Annotated in this window: 20 protein-coding genes and 1 tRNA gene; 18 read left to right on the top strand and 3 right to left on the bottom strand. The window is 38.4% G+C overall.

The features are described 5' to 3' along the window. The first annotated feature begins 49 nt into the window (after nucleotides 1–49). A complete protein-coding gene (locus FNN08_RS16330; RefSeq protein WP_185962588.1) occupies nucleotides 50–223 on the top strand; it encodes a hypothetical protein in 174 nt (57 codons plus the stop codon). A 92-nt stretch (nucleotides 224–315) separates the two neighbouring features. Here FNN08_RS16330 and FNN08_RS07630 read toward each other — a convergent pair. Continuing rightward, a tRNA-Trp gene (locus FNN08_RS07630) sits at nucleotides 316–392 on the bottom strand. Nucleotides 393–708: 316 nt separating this feature from the next. On the opposite strand from FNN08_RS07630, the gene FNN08_RS16325 reads away from it, so the two are divergent. From FNN08_RS16325 to secF, 6 genes are all read left to right on the top strand, one after another. Next, nucleotides 709–873, top strand: coding sequence for a hypothetical protein (locus FNN08_RS16325; protein ID WP_185962587.1), 165 nt, complete (start codon nucleotides 709–711; stop codon nucleotides 871–873). A 155-nt stretch (nucleotides 874–1,028) separates the two neighbouring features. After that, the gene (gene queA, locus FNN08_RS07625) at nucleotides 1,029–2,078 is read left to right on the top strand and encodes a tRNA preQ1(34) S-adenosylmethionine ribosyltransferase-isomerase QueA (protein ID WP_143584159.1); all 1,050 of its coding nucleotides are present in this window, start codon (nucleotides 1,029–1,031) and stop codon (nucleotides 2,076–2,078) included. An 81-nt stretch (nucleotides 2,079–2,159) separates the two neighbouring features. Then, nucleotides 2,160–3,293 (top strand): tRNA guanosine(34) transglycosylase Tgt, encoded by a 1,134-nt coding sequence (gene tgt / locus FNN08_RS07620; protein WP_143584158.1) that lies wholly within the window; start codon nucleotides 2,160–2,162, stop codon nucleotides 3,291–3,293. A 56-nt stretch (nucleotides 3,294–3,349) separates the two neighbouring features. Further along, nucleotides 3,350–3,682 carry a preprotein translocase subunit YajC gene (gene yajC / locus FNN08_RS07615; protein WP_143584157.1) on the top strand — a complete coding sequence of 111 codons (333 nt, stop codon included), beginning with the start codon at nucleotides 3,350–3,352 and terminating at the stop codon, nucleotides 3,680–3,682. Between the two features lie 10 nt (nucleotides 3,683–3,692). Further along, complete coding sequence (gene secD, locus FNN08_RS07610; protein ID WP_143584155.1) at nucleotides 3,693–5,543, top strand: protein translocase subunit SecD; 1,851 nt, start codon at nucleotides 3,693–3,695, stop codon at nucleotides 5,541–5,543. A gap of 14 nt (nucleotides 5,544–5,557) precedes the next feature. Then, complete coding sequence (gene secF / locus FNN08_RS07605) at nucleotides 5,558–6,505, top strand: protein translocase subunit SecF (protein ID WP_143584153.1); 948 nt, start codon at nucleotides 5,558–5,560, stop codon at nucleotides 6,503–6,505. Between the two features lie 142 nt (nucleotides 6,506–6,647). On the opposite strand, the gene cobA is transcribed toward secF, so the two are convergent. After that, nucleotides 6,648–7,502 (bottom strand): uroporphyrinogen-III C-methyltransferase, encoded by an 855-nt coding sequence (gene cobA, locus FNN08_RS07600; protein ID WP_143584151.1) that lies wholly within the window; start codon nucleotides 7,500–7,502, stop codon nucleotides 6,648–6,650. 279 nt (nucleotides 7,503–7,781) lie between these two features. Here cobA and FNN08_RS07595 point away from each other — a divergent pair, with 279 nt between their 5' ends. Then, the gene (locus FNN08_RS07595; protein WP_260679297.1) at nucleotides 7,782–9,119 is read left to right on the top strand and encodes a M28 family metallopeptidase; all 1,338 of its coding nucleotides are present in this window, start codon (nucleotides 7,782–7,784) and stop codon (nucleotides 9,117–9,119) included. 76 nt (nucleotides 9,120–9,195) lie between these two features. On the opposite strand, the gene suhB is transcribed toward FNN08_RS07595, so the two are convergent. Continuing rightward, nucleotides 9,196–9,999 carry an inositol-1-monophosphatase gene (gene suhB / locus FNN08_RS07590; protein ID WP_143584148.1) on the bottom strand — a complete coding sequence of 268 codons (804 nt, stop codon included), beginning with the start codon at nucleotides 9,997–9,999 and terminating at the stop codon, nucleotides 9,196–9,198. A gap of 367 nt (nucleotides 10,000–10,366) precedes the next feature. Here suhB and trmJ point away from each other — a divergent pair, with 367 nt between their 5' ends. The 10 genes from trmJ to FNN08_RS07540 all read left to right on the top strand — a co-directional run bounded on the left by trmJ (nucleotide 10,367) and on the right by FNN08_RS07540 (nucleotide 17,883). Beyond that, a complete protein-coding gene (trmJ, locus tag FNN08_RS07585; RefSeq protein ID WP_143584146.1) occupies nucleotides 10,367–11,143 on the top strand; it encodes a tRNA (cytosine(32)/uridine(32)-2'-O)-methyltransferase TrmJ in 777 nt (258 codons plus the stop codon). Between the two features lie 51 nt (nucleotides 11,144–11,194). Further along, nucleotides 11,195–12,001: a serine O-acetyltransferase gene (gene cysE, locus FNN08_RS07580; RefSeq protein ID WP_143584144.1), complete on the top strand. Its 807-nt coding sequence runs from the start codon at nucleotides 11,195–11,197 to the stop codon at nucleotides 11,999–12,001. Nucleotides 12,002–12,180: 179 nt separating this feature from the next. Next, nucleotides 12,181–12,687, top strand: coding sequence for a Fe-S cluster assembly transcriptional regulator IscR (iscR, locus tag FNN08_RS07575; RefSeq protein ID WP_143584142.1), 507 nt, complete (start codon nucleotides 12,181–12,183; stop codon nucleotides 12,685–12,687). A 33-nt stretch (nucleotides 12,688–12,720) separates the two neighbouring features. Next, complete coding sequence (locus tag FNN08_RS07570) at nucleotides 12,721–13,935, top strand: IscS subfamily cysteine desulfurase (protein ID WP_143584140.1); 1,215 nt, start codon at nucleotides 12,721–12,723, stop codon at nucleotides 13,933–13,935. A gap of 27 nt (nucleotides 13,936–13,962) precedes the next feature. Further along, the gene (gene iscU / locus FNN08_RS07565) at nucleotides 13,963–14,346 is read left to right on the top strand and encodes a Fe-S cluster assembly scaffold IscU (RefSeq protein ID WP_143584138.1); all 384 of its coding nucleotides are present in this window, start codon (nucleotides 13,963–13,965) and stop codon (nucleotides 14,344–14,346) included. Nucleotides 14,347–14,359: 13 nt separating this feature from the next. Beyond that, nucleotides 14,360–14,683 (top strand): iron-sulfur cluster assembly protein IscA, encoded by a 324-nt coding sequence (gene iscA, locus FNN08_RS07560; RefSeq protein ID WP_143584136.1) that lies wholly within the window; start codon nucleotides 14,360–14,362, stop codon nucleotides 14,681–14,683. 32 nt (nucleotides 14,684–14,715) lie between these two features. Continuing rightward, complete coding sequence (gene hscB, locus FNN08_RS07555; protein ID WP_143584134.1) at nucleotides 14,716–15,243, top strand: co-chaperone HscB; 528 nt, start codon at nucleotides 14,716–14,718, stop codon at nucleotides 15,241–15,243. 52 nt (nucleotides 15,244–15,295) lie between these two features. Next, nucleotides 15,296–17,161, top strand: a complete 1,866-nt coding sequence (gene hscA, locus FNN08_RS07550) for a Fe-S protein assembly chaperone HscA (protein ID WP_143584132.1) — start codon at nucleotides 15,296–15,298, stop codon at nucleotides 17,159–17,161. A 2-nt stretch (nucleotides 17,162–17,163) separates the two neighbouring features. After that, on the top strand, nucleotides 17,164–17,502 hold the full coding sequence (fdx, locus tag FNN08_RS07545) for an ISC system 2Fe-2S type ferredoxin (RefSeq protein ID WP_143584130.1): 339 nt from the start codon (nucleotides 17,164–17,166) through the stop codon (nucleotides 17,500–17,502). Between the two features lie 108 nt (nucleotides 17,503–17,610). Then, nucleotides 17,611–17,883: a hypothetical protein gene (locus FNN08_RS07540; protein ID WP_143584128.1), complete on the top strand. Its 273-nt coding sequence runs from the start codon at nucleotides 17,611–17,613 to the stop codon at nucleotides 17,881–17,883. The last annotated feature ends 47 nt before the right edge of the window (nucleotides 17,884–17,930 follow it).

The raw sequence follows: 17,930 nt of genomic DNA, 5'->3' as shown, positions 1-17,930 counted from the left end.
CAAGTCATTAACTAGGTATTGTTAGTTAGGCGCAAATTTAGGTAAACATATGACGTTATTTTTAATATTAGGTGCAGTATTTTCGGTAGTCGCGTTAATGGTGTATTTTGGCGAGCGTTATGCAAAGCCGATGGATGAAAAAGAGCAAAGCAAATACAGCAAAATAATAATTATTTTGGTCTTTATTTCATTAACGATAGGTTTGTTTAAAGCTCTGTTTTAACTGGTGCTTGAAATTGAGATAAACGTTATTTATTAAATAAGCACTAAATGAGTAATTTTAAATAAGGAAATTTTCGAGGAAGAAGAAAGAGATGGCAGGGGTGGAGAGATTCGAACTCCCAACCGTCGGTTTTGGAGACCGCTGTTCTACCAATTGGAACTACACCCCTGCAATGGCTTCGCATTATACGTATGCTTTTTTAAAGGTAAAGAAAAAAATTAAATAAAATGCTTGTTCGCTCAAATAATGCACGGTCAGCGAGTTTTTTAATCAATATTAGCTGGTTTGGCTGGATAAACAGAGTATTTTTGATTAATTCAAATCAATCATAATAAATGCTATTAACATTTTTTTAACAAGTTGAGTTGATAATAATTTTAATTTGTCTAATATGGTTCTAATAAAAAAATTAATGCCATTTATTCTTGGCGTCATTTCATATTCCTAACATTAATTTGCCAAGGATACTTAAAAGGAGTTTAAGTATGAGTATATTGAAGTTTTTAACAAAAATTACCGGTAAAAAACAACAACCAGAAACGCGCAAGGTTCAGGTTGATATCAAGTATACTGAATCTAAAGTGTGTCCCAAAAATTTCTACCAACCTGCTGCAATCGAATTAGACACTGAAAAAGAAACAAACTCATAAACCCTAACTAAAATAACTGCTTATATAGCGCTATTGCTTGAAATTAATCTTTAAAACTGATCGCCGTATAAGTGATAGTGGTATTTTCTTGCTATTCTGCTTTGTCGGCACTACAATTACGCGTTTTTTTAAGCTGAAATTGAACCTATTTAATCATGCTAGTATCTGACTTTTCATTTGATTTGCCAACCGAGCTTATTGCTCGTTATCCTCAGGCTGAACGTTCGGCCAGCCGCTTACTATCTCTTGATGGTAATAGTGGAGAACTTGAGCATCTGCAGTTCAACCAAATAATTGATAAATTAGTACCCGGTGATTTACTTGTGTTTAATAACACTAGAGTGATCCCTGCACGTGTTTTTGGGGTGAAATCTACCGGCGGTAAGATAGAAGTGCTAGTGGAGCGAGTTATAGATGACTCTCGAGTACTAGCTCATGTTAAAGCGAGTAAGGCACTTAAAGTTGGCAATGAAGTTCAGCTCGAAGGTAAAGTAAATGCGACTATGGTTGCTCGCCATGGTGCATTATTTGAATTGCAATTTCACAGTGAACAAACGGTTTTAGAAGTCTTAGAAGAAATTGGCCATATGCCTTTACCTCCTTACATAGATCGCCCTGATGAGAATTCTGATAGAGAGCGATATCAAACCGTCTATAATGAAAAGCCAGGAGCTGTTGCAGCTCCTACTGCAGGCTTGCATTTTGAAACGCAATTATTAGAAAAAATTAAAGACAAAGGTGTAAACCTAGCGTTTGTTACTTTGCATGTTGGCGCGGGGACATTTCAGCCAGTAAAGGTTGATCAAATATCAGAGCATGTAATGCATTCTGAATACGTCGAAGTTAGTGATGAAGTTGTTGAGCAAATTAAAGCAACCAAAGCTGCAGGTCATAGAGTAGTAGCCGTGGGCACAACTTCTGTACGTTCACTTGAGAGTGCAGCTAAAAAATCAGCTGAGCAAGGTAAAGAGTTATCTGCATTTTATGGTGATACCGATATCTTTATCACCCCTGGTTACGAATTTAAATTGATAGATGCGTTAGTAACAAACTTTCATCTGTCAGAATCAACATTACTTATGTTAGTAAGCGCATTTTCTGGTTATGACCATATAATGCATGCTTATAAGCAAGCGATAGCAGATAAATATCGCTTTTTTAGTTATGGAGATGCAATGTTTTTAACCCGTCAAACGACGAAATAAAAACATATCTAGTTTTTAGATATCTTCAAACATTAGCAAAGCCTACAGCCTGTTTCGCTGTTTGGTTAAGGACACAACAAAATGAAATATGATTTAATCAACAAAGACGGTAAAGCTCGTCGAGGTCGTCTGACTTTTGATAGAGGCGTGGTTGAAACTCCTGCGTTTATGCCTGTAGGTACTTACGGTACTGTCAAAGGAATGAAAACAGATGAAGTTAAAGATACCGGCGCACACATCATTCTAGGTAACACCTTCCACTTAATGTTACGCCCAGGTACTGAAATCATCGAGCAACATGGTGGTTTACATGGTTTCATGAACTGGGATAAACCAATTTTAACTGACTCAGGTGGTTTCCAAGTATTTAGTTTAGGAAAAATGCGTAAAATTACAGAGAAGGGCGTAGAATTTCGCTCTCCTGTAAATGGTGAAAAAATCATGCTTACTCCTGAACGCTCTATGGAAGTTCAGCGTAGTTTAGGTTCAGATATTGTAATGATATTTGACGAATGTACGCCGTATCCAGCAACACATGAAGAAGCTAAAGTATCAATGGAGCTTTCATTGCGTTGGGCTAAACGTTCAAAGGCCGCGCATGGCGATAACCCATCGGCATTATTTGGTATAGTGCAAGGTGGCATGTATGAAGACTTACGTAAAGTTTCTGCCGCCGGCCTAATTGATATTGATTTTGACGGCTATGCAATCGGTGGTTTGTCGGTTGGTGAGCCAAAAGAAGAAATGATCAAGGTATTAGATCACACAACAGACTTGATACCAGAAAATAAGCCCCGATATCTAATGGGAGTAGGTAAGCCAGAAGATTTAGTTGAAGGCGTACGTCGTGGTATTGATATGTTTGATTGTGTTATGCCAACACGTAATGCCCGCAATGGTCACTTATTTGTTACTGACGGGATTGTAAAAATACGCAATGCTCGTCATAAAACCGATACTGGGCCATTAGACCCTGGTTGTGATTGTTATACTTGTAAGAACTATTCGAGAGCTTATTTACATCATTTAGATAAGTGTAATGAGATTTTAGGTTCGCAGTTAAATACATTACATAACCTACATTTTTACCAAAGAGTGATGCAGGGATTGCGTGATGCAATTGAGCAAGGTAAATTAGATGAATTCGTGCAAGAATTTTATGCCATTCGTGGTCTTGAAGTTCCACCACTAAATTCATCAGTAACACAAGAATAACAATAAACGCATTGTTTCAATTTTCAGTAATTATAATTTAAGTAGTAGAGGATTTTATGGATTTTTTAATTAGTAAAGCATACGCAGCAGACGCACCACAACAAGGTGGCGGTTTTGAAATGTTAATTATGTTAGCGGTATTTGGTTTAGTATTTTACTTTATGATTTATCGTCCACAAGCAAAGCGCGTTAAAGAGCATAAAAACTTAATGTCTGCTTTATCAAAAGGCGACGAAGTATTAACTCAAGGTGGCGTAGTAGGTAAAATTACTAAAGTATCTGACGAGAAAGATTTTATCGTAGTAAGTGTTGCTGAAGGTACTGAATTAACAGTACAAAAAGGTGCAGTTACTGCAGTTTTACCAAAAGGGACTATGAAGTCTCTGTAAGGAAAATATTGTGTTAAACAAATACCCTTTGTGGAAATCATTGATGGTGGCATTTATTGTCGCCATTGGTGCTTTATACGCATTACCTAATTATTATGGTGAAGATCCAGCGGTACAAATTTCGGGAACGAAAGGTGTTAAAGCTGATTTATCTACTTTAGACAAGGTTAAAGCAAGTTTGGACAATGCAAACATAGCTTACCAAAGTGCAGCTCTTGATAATGGTCAAGTGTTAGTGCGTTTTAAAGACTATAAAAATCAACAAACGGCTAACCAAGCTTTATCAAAAAGCTTAGGTGACCAATACTCTGTTGCTTTAAACTTAACTCCTGCTACTCCTGATTGGTTATCTAGTATCGGCGGCGTACCAATGAAGTTAGGTTTAGATTTAAGTGGTGGTGTACATTTCTTAATGGAAGTGGACATGAAAACTGCGATGAATCGAGCTCAAGAGAATATGCTTGGTGGTTTCCGTACTGATTTACGTGGTGAAAAAATTCGCTATCGTAGTGTTACTGAATCAGATAAAGGCGTACAAGTTATTTTCCGTAATGCTGAAGACCTAGCTAGCGGTACTGCACTTCTAAAGCGTAACAATGCCGATTTAGTGTTTGTTGATGATGAAGATAAATTATCTTTAACGGCTACTATGTCTGATGCTAAGTTAAAAGAAACTCGTGAGTATGCTATTCAGCAAAACATTACCATTATTCGTAACCGTGTAAACGAATTAGGTGTTGCTGAGCCATTGGTACAGCGTCAAGGTTCTAAGCACATCGTGGTTGAACTACCGGGTGTACAAGATACCGCTCGAGCAAAAGAAATACTTGGTGCTACAGCAACGCTACAATTTCATATGGTTGATCAACAACATGATGTGATTGATGCGATTAATGGCCGTGTACCTCCAGGTTCATTTTTAGTTAATGATCAAGATGGTCGTCCGCAGTTATTGAAAAAGCGTATTATGCTACGTGGCGAGCACATTGTTGGCGCAGCGCCATCTCGTGATCAGCAAACTAGTCGACCACAAGTAAGTATTGACCTAGATAGCAAAGGTGGTAGCTTATTCTCAAATGCGACTAAAGATAATATCGGTAAGCCAATGGCGACCGTATTCATTGAAAGTAAAGCAACCGGTGAGAAAAACCCAGATGGCAGCTTGATCTTCACTCAACAGAAAGAAGTTATTAGTGTTGCAACTATCCAAGCGCGTTTAGGTAGTAAATTTGTTATTACCGGTCAAGAGTCTCCAGCAGAATCTCAGCATTTAGCTTTATTACTTCGTGCTGGTGCTTTAATTGCTCCTATTGCAATTGTTGAAGAGCGTACAGTTGGTCCATCACTTGGTGCTGAAAACGTTGAATTAGGTATGCAGGCAATCCTTTGGGGTTTTGCTTTAGTACTTTTATTTATGATGGTTTATTACCGTAAGTTCGGTGTTGTTGCCAATATGGCGCTAGCTGCAAACTTAGTATTAATCGTTGGTATTATGTCACTTATTCCAGGTGCTACTTTAACCCTTCCTGGTATGGCTGGTATTGTACTTACGGTAGGTATGGCGGTTGATGCTAACGTACTTATATTTGAGCGTATTCGCGAAGAATTACGTGAAGGAAAAAGTGTACAGCAATCGATCCACCAAGGTTATGACGCCGCTTTCTCAACTATCTTTGATGCCAACATCACTACCTTAATTGCAGCATTAATCTTGTTTGCTGTAGGTACTGGCCCTATCAAAGGTTTCGCGGTAACTCTTTCTATCGGTATTATTACATCTATGTTTACTTCAATCGTTGGTACCCGTGCGGTAGTTAATGCGATTTGGGGTGGCAAGAAACTCGATAAGCTACCAATTTAGGTCAGGACAAGAACATGAAATTATTAAATTTAAATGAAACTCTGGCCTTTATGAAATACCGTAAGATAACTTCTATCTTAAGTATTATCTTAATTGTTGCCTCTATTATTTCACTCAGTACAAATAAATTAAACTTCGGTTTAGATTTTACTGGTGGTACGTTACTAGAAGTTGGTTTTAGTCAACCAGCAGACTTAAATGATGTGCGAGCATCATTAGAGCAAGGTGGTTACCCAGATGCTGTAGTACAGTTGTTTGGTAGCCCTGAAGATGTTCTTATTCGTTTAGGTCAACGTGATAACGTTAAAGCTGAAATGCTAGGCAATGAAATTTTAGGTCTATTGCAAGCAGGTAATGAACAAAGCGTAGAAATGCGCCGTATCGAGTTTGTTGGTGCTAACGTAGGTGATGAATTAACAGAGCAAGGTGGCCTTGCTATGTTAACTGCACTTATTTGTATCTTAGTCTATGTAGCTTTTCGTTTTGAATGGCGTTTTGCATTAGGCTCAGTAACAGCACTTGCACATGATGTTATCTTAACGTTAGGTTTATTCTCGGTATTAGGTTTAGAATTTGATTTAACGGTATTAGCAGCGATACTCGCGGTAATAGGTTACTCGCTCAACGATACCATCGTTGTATCTGATCGTATTCGTGAGAACTTCCGTAAAATACGCAGCGGTGAAGCTGAAGAAATTATCAATATTTCTTTAACACAGACGCTTAGCCGTACAATGATCACATCATTAACTACATTCTTGGTATTACTAGCATTATTCTTTAAAGGTGGTGCATTAATCCATGGTTTCGCTACAGCTTTACTATTTGGTATTGTTGTTGGTACTTACTCATCAATCTATGTTGCTTCAACTGTAGCATTAGCATTAGGTATTTCTAAAGAAGACTTAATTCCTGAAGTGATTGAAGTTGAAGGTGCGGACCAAGAAGAAATCAGAATGTAATATCCGATTCTGATTCAAATATTCAAAAGCCTTACTATGTAAATAGTAAGGCTTTTTGCTTTCAAGGTGTCAGGGTTGTTGAAGTAAGCAACAACTCTGACACCTTGCTTGGTTAGAGAAAAAGGTTAAGTAGTGAAGCGTCTTAACCTGTAGCCCGAGTATTAACAATAGTTGGGAGTAGTGCATCATCAGGGGCGAAAAAAGCTTGCTGGGTATTATCCTGCAATTGTTGGTGTTCATTTAATACATTTACCACATCACCAATAACTAAAAGGCTTGGTGGCTTAATGTTATTTTCGGCAACCAGTGACGGTAAGTTGGCTAGAGTAGTGCGCCACACTTTTTGTTGTATTTGCGTGCCTTTATGAATAATCGCTACAGGCGTTGAGCTTTCTCTACCGTGATTAATTAGTTGTTCACTAATTGTTGCTACCGTTTTTACACCCATGTAAAACACCAGTGTTTGTGTTTTATCAGCATAATTTTGCCATGGTAAGTCGAGTTTACCATCATGGCTAAAATGGCCTGTAATAAAGCTACAGCTATGGGCAACATTTCGATGAGTTAATGGGATACCGGCATAAGTAGTTGCCCCCGATGCTGCTGTGATCCCTGGTACAACATGGCTAGCAATGTTGTGGGCCAGTAAATAATTTACTTCTTCACTACCGCGTCCAAAGATAAAGCTATCTCCACCTTTTAAACGAACGACTTTTTTGCCTTTATGAGCCCATTCAACAATAGTGTCGTTTATCTTATCCTGACTAATACAATCCTTGTGTAAGGCTTTGCCAACATATATTTTTCGACAGCTGTCACTAAAAAGATGCATTATTTCACTACTAACTAAGCGATCGTATATAACAACCTCAGCTTGCTCAATTAAGCGTAAAGCTTTAATGGTGAGTAATTCAGCATCGCCAGGCCCTGCGCCAATTAAGGCTACTTCTCCTGCTTGCAATATTGATTTGGATGCGAGTTTGTTATAAATGCTCATAGTGAATAATCTAAATAATTGTATGAATTTATCATAACGGTATCGTTACATAACTTTAAAGAATTGATTTTGTATTTTATATACTTTATGGCTATATAGAAAAGGTGAATTCGATTACTTAACTTTTAAAAAGTGACGCACATAATCAATGAAGTTGGTATGCTATTAATTAATCTCAATAGTCTAATAATTACAAATAAGAGTAAGTCTATGAAATTTAACTGTAAAATTTTACCCACTAAATTAACTTATTTAATAGTACCTTTACTAACGTTTCCAATGGTCGGGCTTACACAACAAAACCTTGTTGTCCCGGCAAACGAACATCCTGTGCTGCGTGATATCCAAAAAGATGTGAGTGCGCAGCGATTAAAGTCTGATATTACCACACTTGTTGGTTTTGGTACGCGGCATACGCTATCACAAACCGAGTCTGATACCCGAGGTATAGGTTCGGCAAGACGTTGGATTAAAGCTGAATTTGAGAAAATTGCTAAAGACTGCGGCGGATGTATTGAAGTTATCACCCAATCACAAACCTTCTCTGGTGAAAAACGTATACCTGAGCCGACAGAAGTAATGAATGTTATCGCGATCCAACGAGGCTCTACTGATGATAACCGTTACATAATTATGAGTGGAGATATTGACTCGCGTGTAAGTGACCCTCTTAATGCTACTAGTGATTCACCGGGGGCTAATGATAATGCAACTGGAGTAGCTGGTGTGATTGAAGCAGCGAGGGTGTTAAGCAAGTATAAATTTAATGGCACTGTGGTCTATGCCGCGCTTTCAGGTGAAGAGCAGGGGCTATTTGGTGGTAAAATAATGGCTGAACAAGCTCTTAAAGATAACTGGCGAGTTGAGGCTGTTATTAATAACGATATGATTGGTAATATTTCAGGTATTAATGGCGTAATTAATAACACAACTGCACGGGTGTTTTCTGAAGGTATACGTTATGTTGAAACCAAAGAAGATGCCAAGATAAGGCGCTTTAGTGGTGGTGAAGTCGACTCATCATCGCGCAATTTAGCTCGTTATATTGATGTTATCGCTGATAAATACATTCCTAATTTAGATATTATGATGGTGTATCGCTTAGATCGTTTTGCTCGAGGTGGACACCATCGTCCGTTTAATCAAGTCGGCTTTCCAGCAGTGCGTATAATGGAAACCAATGAAGACTACACACGCCAACATCAAGACTTGAGAGTTGAAGAGGGCATTGAATATGGTGATGTTTTAAGTGGTGTAGATTTTGATTTTACCGCGAAATTAACTTCGTTAAATGCGGTAACTATGGCATCACTGGCTTGGGCTCCTGCACCACCTGCTAATGTTGATATTAAAGGCGCAGTGCAAGCTTCCACTACACTTTCATGGACCAAACCAGAAGGTAAGCAAGCTGAGAATTTAGCCGGATATCGAGTGCATTGGCGTTTAACTACTGATGCTCAATGGAGCCATAGTCAATACGTGGGAGATGTTGATAGCTTTGTATTAGAAAATATCGTTATTGATAATTATTTTTTCGGCGTAAGTAGCGTCTCTAAAGATGGATTTGAATCTCCTGTGGTATTTCCGGGTCCTGCTGGCTCGTTTGGTGACTACTAGATTTTTAAATCTAGGATAAAAAAATGCCTCACTAAAAATTAGTGAGGCATTTTTATTTAATCATTAAAAAGTCGTGTTACTTTTTCATTGCCGCAGTTAAGTGTGGGCGCATCTCAGTAAGCATTTCTTTAAGTAGGCGAGGACTTGCTGCTACTACATTACCGCTTTTAGCATGGTTATGATCGCCAACAAAATCAGTAACTAAACCACCAGCCTCAATTACAAGTAGTTCACCTGCTGCTGTGCTCCAAGGCTTTAAACCCATTTGGAAGTTACCATCAAGGCGTCCTGCTGCAACATAAGCTAAGTCAAGAGCTGGTGAGCCGGCGTGACGAACGTCAGCTGCTTTTGCAAAAACAGAAGAAAGAATTGAGAAGTAAGCTTCAGAGCTTGCTTTAGCATTTTGAGGAAAGCCAGTACCAATAACAGTACCTGATAACTCTTTATGAGCTTTAACACGGATACGAACGCTATTGAATTGAGCGCCTTTACCACGACTCGCTGTGAACATTTCACCACGAATAGGATCGTAAATAACAGCTTGGTCTAATTTGCCTTTAACTTTAAGGGCAATAGATACTGCAAAATGAGGAATACCTTTAACGAAGTTGGCAGTACCGTCGATTGGATCAATAATCCATTGATAGTCGCTATCTTTACCTGGTAATTGGCCACACTCTTCACTCACAATTGAGTGATCAGGATATGATTTACGAAGAGTTTCAATAATGATCTCTTCAGATTTTAAATCTACATTCGTTACAAAATCGTTAGTGCCTTTAGCATTAACTTCAATTTTATCAACATTTTCAAATGAGCGAGCAACAACGTTACCGGCAGCACGCGCAGCACGAATCGCAATATTTAGCATTGGATGCATAAATGGTTTCCCCAGATTGTAAAAAGAACAATTTTAATGCCACATCCGACAGATACGACAATTTAGCGGCGCGAAGTATATCAAAGATATCTTAAATAAGCGATAGCAAACTAAAATTGTATTATTGCTAGTAATGTATAGTTCAAAAAACTATTTATTCAATGTAAATCTCAGATAAACAAAAGATTAACGGCTTATACACAAAAAAACTTTGTCATAAAAATTTAAACTAAGCCGATAAGATAAATTGATCTAATTTGTAATTTTTTTATGTTAATTTTAATCATTAGATAGGTATAGTGCTCGCAAAAGGCTGAAATGCTGTGTTAAAATTGCGCCATTATTATACACAGCAAAGAAATCACTCATGTTAGATAACGTACGTATCGTTTTAGTTAATACATCAGATTGTCGTAATATCGGCTCTGCAGCACGCGCAATGAAAACTATGGGCTTAAAAAACCTGGTTTTAGTTGACCCGAAAGAAATGCCAAACGGCCAAGCGCAAGCATTAGCTGCTGGCGCAACAGATGTATTAGCCAATGCCAAAGTTGTATCAACAATGAAAGAAGCAATTCAAGATTGCGGTCTAGTTGTTGGCACAAGTGCTCGTTCACGTACATTACCTTGGCCAATGCTTGATCCTCGTGGTTGTGGTAAGCAAATGACTATAGAGGGTAAAGATTACCCTGTAGCATTAGTATTTGGCCGTGAAAGTAGTGGTTTAACTAATGATGAATTACAACTTTGTCATTACCATGTGGCGATACCAGCTAACCCTGAATACAGCTCATTAAATTTAGCGATGGCAGTACAAACGTTAAGCTATGAAATTCGTATGAATTTCCTTGAAGATGAGCAAGCACAATTTAGCAAAGCAGACACGGATAAAAAAACTGAAGCCTGTGAAGATGAACTTGCTGATGGCGAAAGTAAATATCAATTAGTTGAAGAAACGGAACGATTTTACGATCATTTTGAAACAGCAATGCAAGGTACTGGTTTTATTCAACCTAAACATCCTGGCATTATAATGACTAAGGTACGCCGTTTATTTAACCGCGCTCGACCTGATGGTAAAGAGCTAAAAATGCTACGTGGTATTTTAGCCTCTATCGATAAAGCGGTAAAAAATAGTAAATAATAAAGAACAACATTGGTTGTTCTATAAGAATTAATACAAATAGGGAAACCGATGTTTAACCGTATTAAAGAAGATATAAAAAGTGTATTTGACCGAGATCCAGCGGCAAGAACAACTTTTGAGGTACTAACTACTTATCCTGGCCTTCATGCTATTTGGGGACATTGTATTTCCCATTGGCTTTGGCAAAGAAAAGTTAAGTGGTTAGCACGTTTTGTATCTACCTTTTTCCGCTGGTTAACTGGTGTAGAGATTCATCCCGGCGCAACGATTGGTCGACGTTTCTTTATTGACCACGGTATGGGCATCGTTATTGGTGAAACCGCCGAAATTGGTGATGATTGTACTGTTTATCATGGTGTTACTTTAGGTGGTACAAGTTGGAATGCAGGTAAACGTCATCCGACTTTAGGTAATAATGTTGTTATTGGTGCCGGTGCAAAAGTACTTGGACCGTTAATGATCGGTGAGAATGCTCGTATTGGTTCAAACGCGGTGGTAATTAAAGATGTGCCAGATGGTGCTACTGTTATTGGCATTCCTGGGCGTATTGTTAGTAATCCTGCAGATAAAGAGCAAGCGAAACGTAGCAAAATGGCCAAAGAGTTTGGTTTTGATGCTTACGCTGTATCCACCGATAGTCCTGATCCGGTATCAAAAGCAATTGGTCGATTACTCGACCATGTGAATTTACTTGATGGTAAGCTACAAGAAGTTACCAAAGCAGTTAATAAAGTTGGTGGTACTGTTTGTGAAGAATCAGTTCCTCCTGTTCATGTAACAGAGTTTGTTGAATACGAAAAAGCCGCTGCAGAGCGCCGAAAGTTAGAAAAAGAAACTTTTGATCCTAAAATTTAACTTGCCTTAAAAGTAATACCCGAGTAAAATACTCGGGTATTAAGTTGACTATTTTACTAGGTTAAGTAAAATGCGCGCACAAATATCAAATTATTAAAAAAACAATCAACAAAATAGTGCCAATAAACGCCATTATTTTGTGAAAATAACAATGATTTGATGAGAATTAGGGTGAACCAATGAAATTAACTTCTAAAGGCCGTTACGCGGTTACCGCTATGCTAGATGTCGCTATTCATGCTGAAAGTGGCCCAGTACCATTAGCGGATATTTCTGAACGCCAAGCAATTTCATTATCATATTTAGAGCAACTTTTTTCTCGTTTACGTAAACATGGTTTAGTGAGTAGTGTTCGTGGACCAGGTGGCGGTTATCGTTTAGGTCGATGTTCAGCTGAAATCGCCGTAAGTGATGTAATTTGCGCGGTAGATGAAAGTGTCGATGCAACTAAGTGTGGTGGTAAAGGAAATTGCCAATCTGGCAACCAATGTTTAACCCATAATTTATGGAGCGATTTAAGCGATCGCATAACCGATTTTTTAAGTAACATCTCCTTAGCAGAGCTCGTAGCTAAAGGTGATGTGAAACAAGTGTCTAAGCGTCAGGATTTGGAATATGCATCTCATAACCAAAACAAAAGCTCAGGCACATTAATATCAACACGAAATATTATTAATGAGTGGTAATTAACCCTCGTTTTATTTGGAGAAGTACAATCCATGAAGTTACCAATTTATTTTGATTACTCAGCAACAACACCAGTAGATAAACGTGTTGCAGAAAAAATGATGCAGTATATGACTACCGATGGTTTTTTCGGTAACCCAGCATCACGCTCACACAAGTTCGGCTGGCAAGCAGAAGAAGCGGTAGATATCGCTCGTAATCAAATCGCCGATTTATTAAATGCAGATCCTCGTGAGATCGTATTTACTTCAGGTGCCACTGAATCAAACAATTTAGCAATTAAAGGTGCTGCTAACTTTTACCACAAACGTGGCAAGCACATCATTACTTGTAAAACAGAGCACAAAGCAGTACTAGATACTTGTCGTGAATTAGAGCGTCAAGGCTTTGAAGTAACTTACTTAGACCCTGAAACAAATGGTTTAATTGATCTTGCTAAGTTAGAAGCTGCAATGCGTGAAGATACTGTATTAGTAAGTATCATGCATGTGAACAATGAAATTGGTGTAATTCAAGACATTAATGCCATTGGTGAATTATGTCGCTCTCGCAAAATTATTTTCCATGTTGATGCCGCGCAATCTGCCGGTAAAATTGACATCGACATGCAAGCATTAAAAGTTGATTTACTTTCTATCTCTGCTCATAAGATGTATGGCCCTAAAGGTATTGGTGCATTATATGTACGTCGTAAACCTCGCATTCGTTTAGAAGCGCAAATGCACGGTGGCGGACATGAGCGTGGGATGAGAAGTGGTACATTAGCAACTCATCAAATCGTTGGTTTTGGTGAAGCATGTCGTATTGCTAAAGAAGAAATGGCACAAGATGTAGCTCATGTTACTGCAATGCGTGATCGTTTATGGAATGGCTTAAGCGACATGGAACAAGTATTTATTAACGGTGATGCGAATCAACGTTATCAAGGTAATTTAAACGTAAGCTTCAACTTTGTTGAAGGTGAGTCGTTAATTATGGCGCTTAAAGATTTAGCTGTATCATCAGGCTCAGCATGTACATCTGCTAGTTTAGAGCCGTCTTATGTACTTCGTGCATTAGGCTTAAATGATGAAATGGCACACAGTTCAATTCGTTTCAGCTTTGGTCGTTTTACTACGACTGAAGAAATTGATTACGCGATTAACTTAATTCGCGGCGCAATTGGGCATTTACGTGATATGTCACCGCTTTGGGAAATGTTCCAAGACGGCATAGATTTAGACACAGTCGAGTGGGCAGGCCACTAGGCTTTATACAGGATTTAGGGGAATAATATGGCTTATAGCGAAAAAGTAATCGACCATTATGAAAATCCACGTAACGTAGGTTCGTTTGATAAAGCGGATCCTAGCGTTGCAACAGGAATGGTTGGCGCACCAGCATGTGGTGACGTAATGAAATTACAGCTTAAAATTGACGATGATGGCATTATTGAAGATGCTAAATTTAAAACTTACGGTTGTGGTTCAGCAATCGCATCTAGCTCATTAGTTACTGAATGGGTTAAAGGTAAATCAATCGACGAAGCTGCGGCTATTAAAAACACTGATATTTCTGAAGAGTTAGCATTACCTCCAGTTAAAATTCATTGTTCAATTTTAGCTGAAGATGCAATTAAAGCGGCAATTGAAGATTACCGCGCTAAGCATCAAGACTAATTCGGAGTTTCTAATGGCAGTTTCAATGACTCCAGCAGCAACAGAACGCGTTCGTACGTTTTTAACTAACCGCGGTAAAGGCATTGGCCTGCGTTTAGGGGTAAAAACTACCGGTTGTTCTGGTTTAGCTTATGTACTGGAATTTGTTGACCAACTTAATGACGACGATGAACTGTTTACTATTGATGATGTGAATATCATTATTGATGGTAAAAGTTTAGTTCACCTCGATGGCATTGAGTTAGATTTTATCAAAGAAGGTTTAAACGAAGGTTTTAAATTCACAAACCCTAACGCTAAAGGCGAATGTGGTTGTGGTGAAAGCTTCAACGTTTAACCGTAATTTAATAAGTGTAAGTGAACAAGACCTTGAATTATTATGAATTATTTGGCCTAGATGCTAAATTTTCCCTCGACTTAAGTGAATTGTCGGCCACTTATCAAGCATTACAAAAAACGGTTCATCCGGACCGTTTTGCTCACTCTTCTAGTCAAGAACAATTGATTGCAGTGCAAAAATCCGCTGAAATTAACGATGCATACCAAACATTAAAACAACCAATTAGTCGCGGCGAATACCTGCTAAAATTACGTGGTACACAACTGCCTAGTGAACAGGAAACAGTGCAAGATATTGGCTTTTTAATGGAGCAAATGGAACTGCGCGAAATGCTTGCTGATATTGAAAATGCCAGTGATGTTGATGCGGCAATTTTTGCAGCTCAAGAAACTTTAGATGTGCAAAGTCAACATTTATGGCAACAAGTGTCTGAGTTGTTAAATGAAGATAACGAAAGCAATAATGTTACAGCGTCAGAATTATTAAGAAAACTTAAGTTTTATAATAAGTTACAAATTGAATTAGAGCGTATCGAAGATACACTTTTTGATGATTAATACCATATCTGTTTAATAAAACAGTTATTGGCAAGAAATAAGATTATAACCCATGGCTTTATTACAAATCGCAGAACCAGGTTTAAGTACCGTTCCTCATCAACATCGATTGGCTGCGGGCATTGACTTAGGCACGACAAACTCACTCGTTGCCAGCGTTAAAAGTGGCTTAGCAGAAACACTAACCGATGATGAAGGCAAAGATATTCTGCCATCAATTGTTAGCTACCAAGAAAACACTATAGCCGTTGGTAATGCTGCCAAAGCGCATTCAATTAGTGACCCGCAAAACACTATAGTGTCAGTAAAACGTTTAATTGGCCGTTCCTTACAAGATATTGAAAGTAAATATCCGGCATTGCCATATGAGTTTTGTGGCGATGAAAATCATCCATCACTTATGACGCGTCAAGGTGAAATTAATCCGGTACAGGTTTCCGCAGAAATTTTATCAACATTAGTAGAGCGTGCAAAACTTTCCCTTGGTGGTGATTTAGAAGGAGTAGTAATAACTGTTCCTGCATATTTTGATGATGCACAACGCCAAAGTACTAAAGATGCAGCAAAACTTGCTGGTGTAAATGTACTGCGTTTATTAAATGAACCAACCGCAGCCGCTGTTGCTTATGGTTTAGATTCTAAACAAGAAGGTGTTATTGCTGTTTATGACTTAGGCGGTGGTACTTTTGATATTTCAATATTACGTCTGAGCAAAGGCGTCTTTGAAGTACTTGCCACTGGTGGTGACTCAGCCCTTGGCGGTGATGACTTTGATATTGCTTTAGTTAATCATATTCTTGCTCAGGCAAATATTGCTCGTCCATTAAGTGCTTCAATGGAGCGCCAAGTACTGCAGCAAGCATGTTTTGCTAAAGAGCAATTATCTAATGCCGATAAAGTGAGTATCAGCTTAACGTTAGAAGATGATTCAAACTTTGCTGGTGAGATCAGTCGTGCAACGTTTGATGGCTTAATTAAAGGACTTGTCGCTAAAACGTTACGTTCATGCCGCCGCTCTATTAAAGATGCAGGCGTAAGTGTTGATGAAATATGTGAAGTGGTTATGGTTGGTGGCTCAACTCGAGTACCGCTTGTTCGTAGTGAAGTAAGTAACTTCTTTAAACGACAAGCTTTAACCTCAATAGACCCAGATAAAGTAGTTGCTATTGGTGCTGCTATTCAAGCTGACGTGTTAGCAGGTAATAAGCCTGATAATGAAATGTTATTACTTGATGTTATTCCATTATCGCTTGGTTTAGAAACTATGGGCGGCTTGGTTGAAAAGGTCATATCTCGCAATACCACAATACCTGTAGCAAAGGCACAAGAATTTACCACTTTTAAAGATGGTCAAACGGCTATGGCAATTCATGTATTACAAGGTGAGCGTGAATTAGTCGAAGATTGTCGCTCATTAGCGCGATTTGAATTGCGTGGGATCCCACCAATGACCGCTGGTGCTGCTCATATTCGAGTGACATTTAAAGTTGATGCTGATGGTTTACTTAGCGTAACAGCAATGGAAAAATCGACCGGTATTGAGTCTTCAATTGAAGTTAAACCATCATTTGGTTTAGAAGAAGACGACATCATTACCATGTTAAAAGATTCGATGAGTAATGCCAAAGAAGATATGGCAGCGCGTATGCTTAAAGAGCAACAAGTAGAAGCTGCTCGTGTTCATGAGGGCGTAACAGCTGCTTTAGCACAAGATGGTGCGAGATTATTAACAAGTGATGAGCTAAGCGCTATTAACATCGCTTTAGAAAATTTATTAACAACGAGTCAAACTTCTCAAATTACAGATATTGAAAAAGCAATTGAGCAGGTTGATAAAATTACAGCGACTTTTGCTGAGCGCCGCATGGATTCATCCATTCGCACAGCATTAGCCGGTCACTCGGTAGATGAGGTTTAATCATGCCAAAAATTATTGTTCTTCCTAACGAAGAGTTATGCCCAGAAGGGGCTGTATTAGAAGCACAAGTCGGTGAAAGTGTTTTAGACGTAGTACTAAAAAACGATATTGATGTTGAGCACGCGTGTGAAAAAGTTTGTGCTTGTACTACATGTCATATGATCATTCGTGAAGGGTTTGACTCTTTAGAAGAAAGCGATGAACTTGAAGATGATATGCTAGATAAAGCTTGGGGCTTAGAGCCTGAGTCTCGTTTAGGTTGCCAAGCGATTGTTGCCGATGAAGACTTAGTGGTAGAAATTCCAAAATATACTGTGAATATGGTTTCTGAAAACCACTAACCGTTAGGTTTTAATATATTAAAAAGGGTAATGACATATTTTTGTCATTACCCTTTTTTACGTTTTGCAGCCGCAGGTTATGCTAAAATAAGCAAAACGGAGGTAGCTATGATTCGAAAACCAGATCCCGTAAATGCAATGCGTAACCTCATCAATGATGTTAGGAATGATTTTCCATTTAATGAGCCAGATGCAAATATCTGTGGTATCTCTTGTACCGGTTGTCCTAAAAAACTACTTGAAATAGTAGATACTGAACTTTGTGAGTGGGAGATGCATTTAAATAATGACATTACTCCTAAACTTGGTGATATTTCTCGTTTAGGCAAACTATGTAAAAATGTTAGACGTGGCTTGAAGCGCAATGGCTTAGTGTCATAAATTCATCCGCAATTTATAAAAATAAAGAGCTTTTTCAAGCTCTTTTT

It is taken from the genome of Thalassomonas sp. M1454, assembly GCF_007097525.1.
Lineage (GTDB): Bacteria > Pseudomonadota > Gammaproteobacteria > Enterobacterales > Alteromonadaceae > Thalassotalea_A.
This window is presented reverse-complemented; position numbering and strand designations above follow the sequence as displayed.

Excerpts from the sequence above, each read along its gene's own strand:
- FNN08_RS16330 (WP_185962588.1), top strand. The coding sequence starts at position 50 with ATGACGTTATTTTTAATATTAGGTGCAGTATTTTCGGTAGTCGCGTTA.
- FNN08_RS16325 (WP_185962587.1), top strand. The coding sequence starts at position 709 with ATGAGTATATTGAAGTTTTTAACAAAAATTACCGGTAAAAAACAACAA.
- queA (WP_143584159.1), top strand. The coding sequence starts at position 1,029 with ATGCTAGTATCTGACTTTTCATTTGATTTGCCAACCGAGCTTATTGCT.
- tgt (WP_143584158.1), top strand. The coding sequence starts at position 2,160 with ATGAAATATGATTTAATCAACAAAGACGGTAAAGCTCGTCGAGGTCGT.
- yajC (WP_143584157.1), top strand. The coding sequence starts at position 3,350 with ATGGATTTTTTAATTAGTAAAGCATACGCAGCAGACGCACCACAACAA.
- secF (WP_143584153.1), top strand. The coding sequence starts at position 5,558 with ATGAAATTATTAAATTTAAATGAAACTCTGGCCTTTATGAAATACCGT.
- cobA (WP_143584151.1), bottom strand. The coding sequence starts at position 7,502 with ATGAGCATTTATAACAAACTCGCATCCAAATCAATATTGCAAGCAGGA.
- FNN08_RS07595 (WP_260679297.1), top strand. The coding sequence starts at position 7,782 with ATGGTCGGGCTTACACAACAAAACCTTGTTGTCCCGGCAAACGAACAT.
- suhB (WP_143584148.1), bottom strand. The coding sequence starts at position 9,999 with ATGCATCCAATGCTAAATATTGCGATTCGTGCTGCGCGTGCTGCCGGT.
- trmJ (WP_143584146.1), top strand. The coding sequence starts at position 10,367 with ATGTTAGATAACGTACGTATCGTTTTAGTTAATACATCAGATTGTCGT.
- cysE (WP_143584144.1), top strand. The coding sequence starts at position 11,195 with ATGTTTAACCGTATTAAAGAAGATATAAAAAGTGTATTTGACCGAGAT.
- iscR (WP_143584142.1), top strand. The coding sequence starts at position 12,181 with ATGAAATTAACTTCTAAAGGCCGTTACGCGGTTACCGCTATGCTAGAT.
- FNN08_RS07570 (WP_143584140.1), top strand. The coding sequence starts at position 12,721 with ATGAAGTTACCAATTTATTTTGATTACTCAGCAACAACACCAGTAGAT.
- iscU (WP_143584138.1), top strand. The coding sequence starts at position 13,963 with ATGGCTTATAGCGAAAAAGTAATCGACCATTATGAAAATCCACGTAAC.
- iscA (WP_143584136.1), top strand. The coding sequence starts at position 14,360 with ATGGCAGTTTCAATGACTCCAGCAGCAACAGAACGCGTTCGTACGTTT.
- hscA (WP_143584132.1), top strand. The coding sequence starts at position 15,296 with ATGGCTTTATTACAAATCGCAGAACCAGGTTTAAGTACCGTTCCTCAT.
- fdx (WP_143584130.1), top strand. The coding sequence starts at position 17,164 with ATGCCAAAAATTATTGTTCTTCCTAACGAAGAGTTATGCCCAGAAGGG.
- FNN08_RS07540 (WP_143584128.1), top strand. The coding sequence starts at position 17,611 with ATGATTCGAAAACCAGATCCCGTAAATGCAATGCGTAACCTCATCAAT.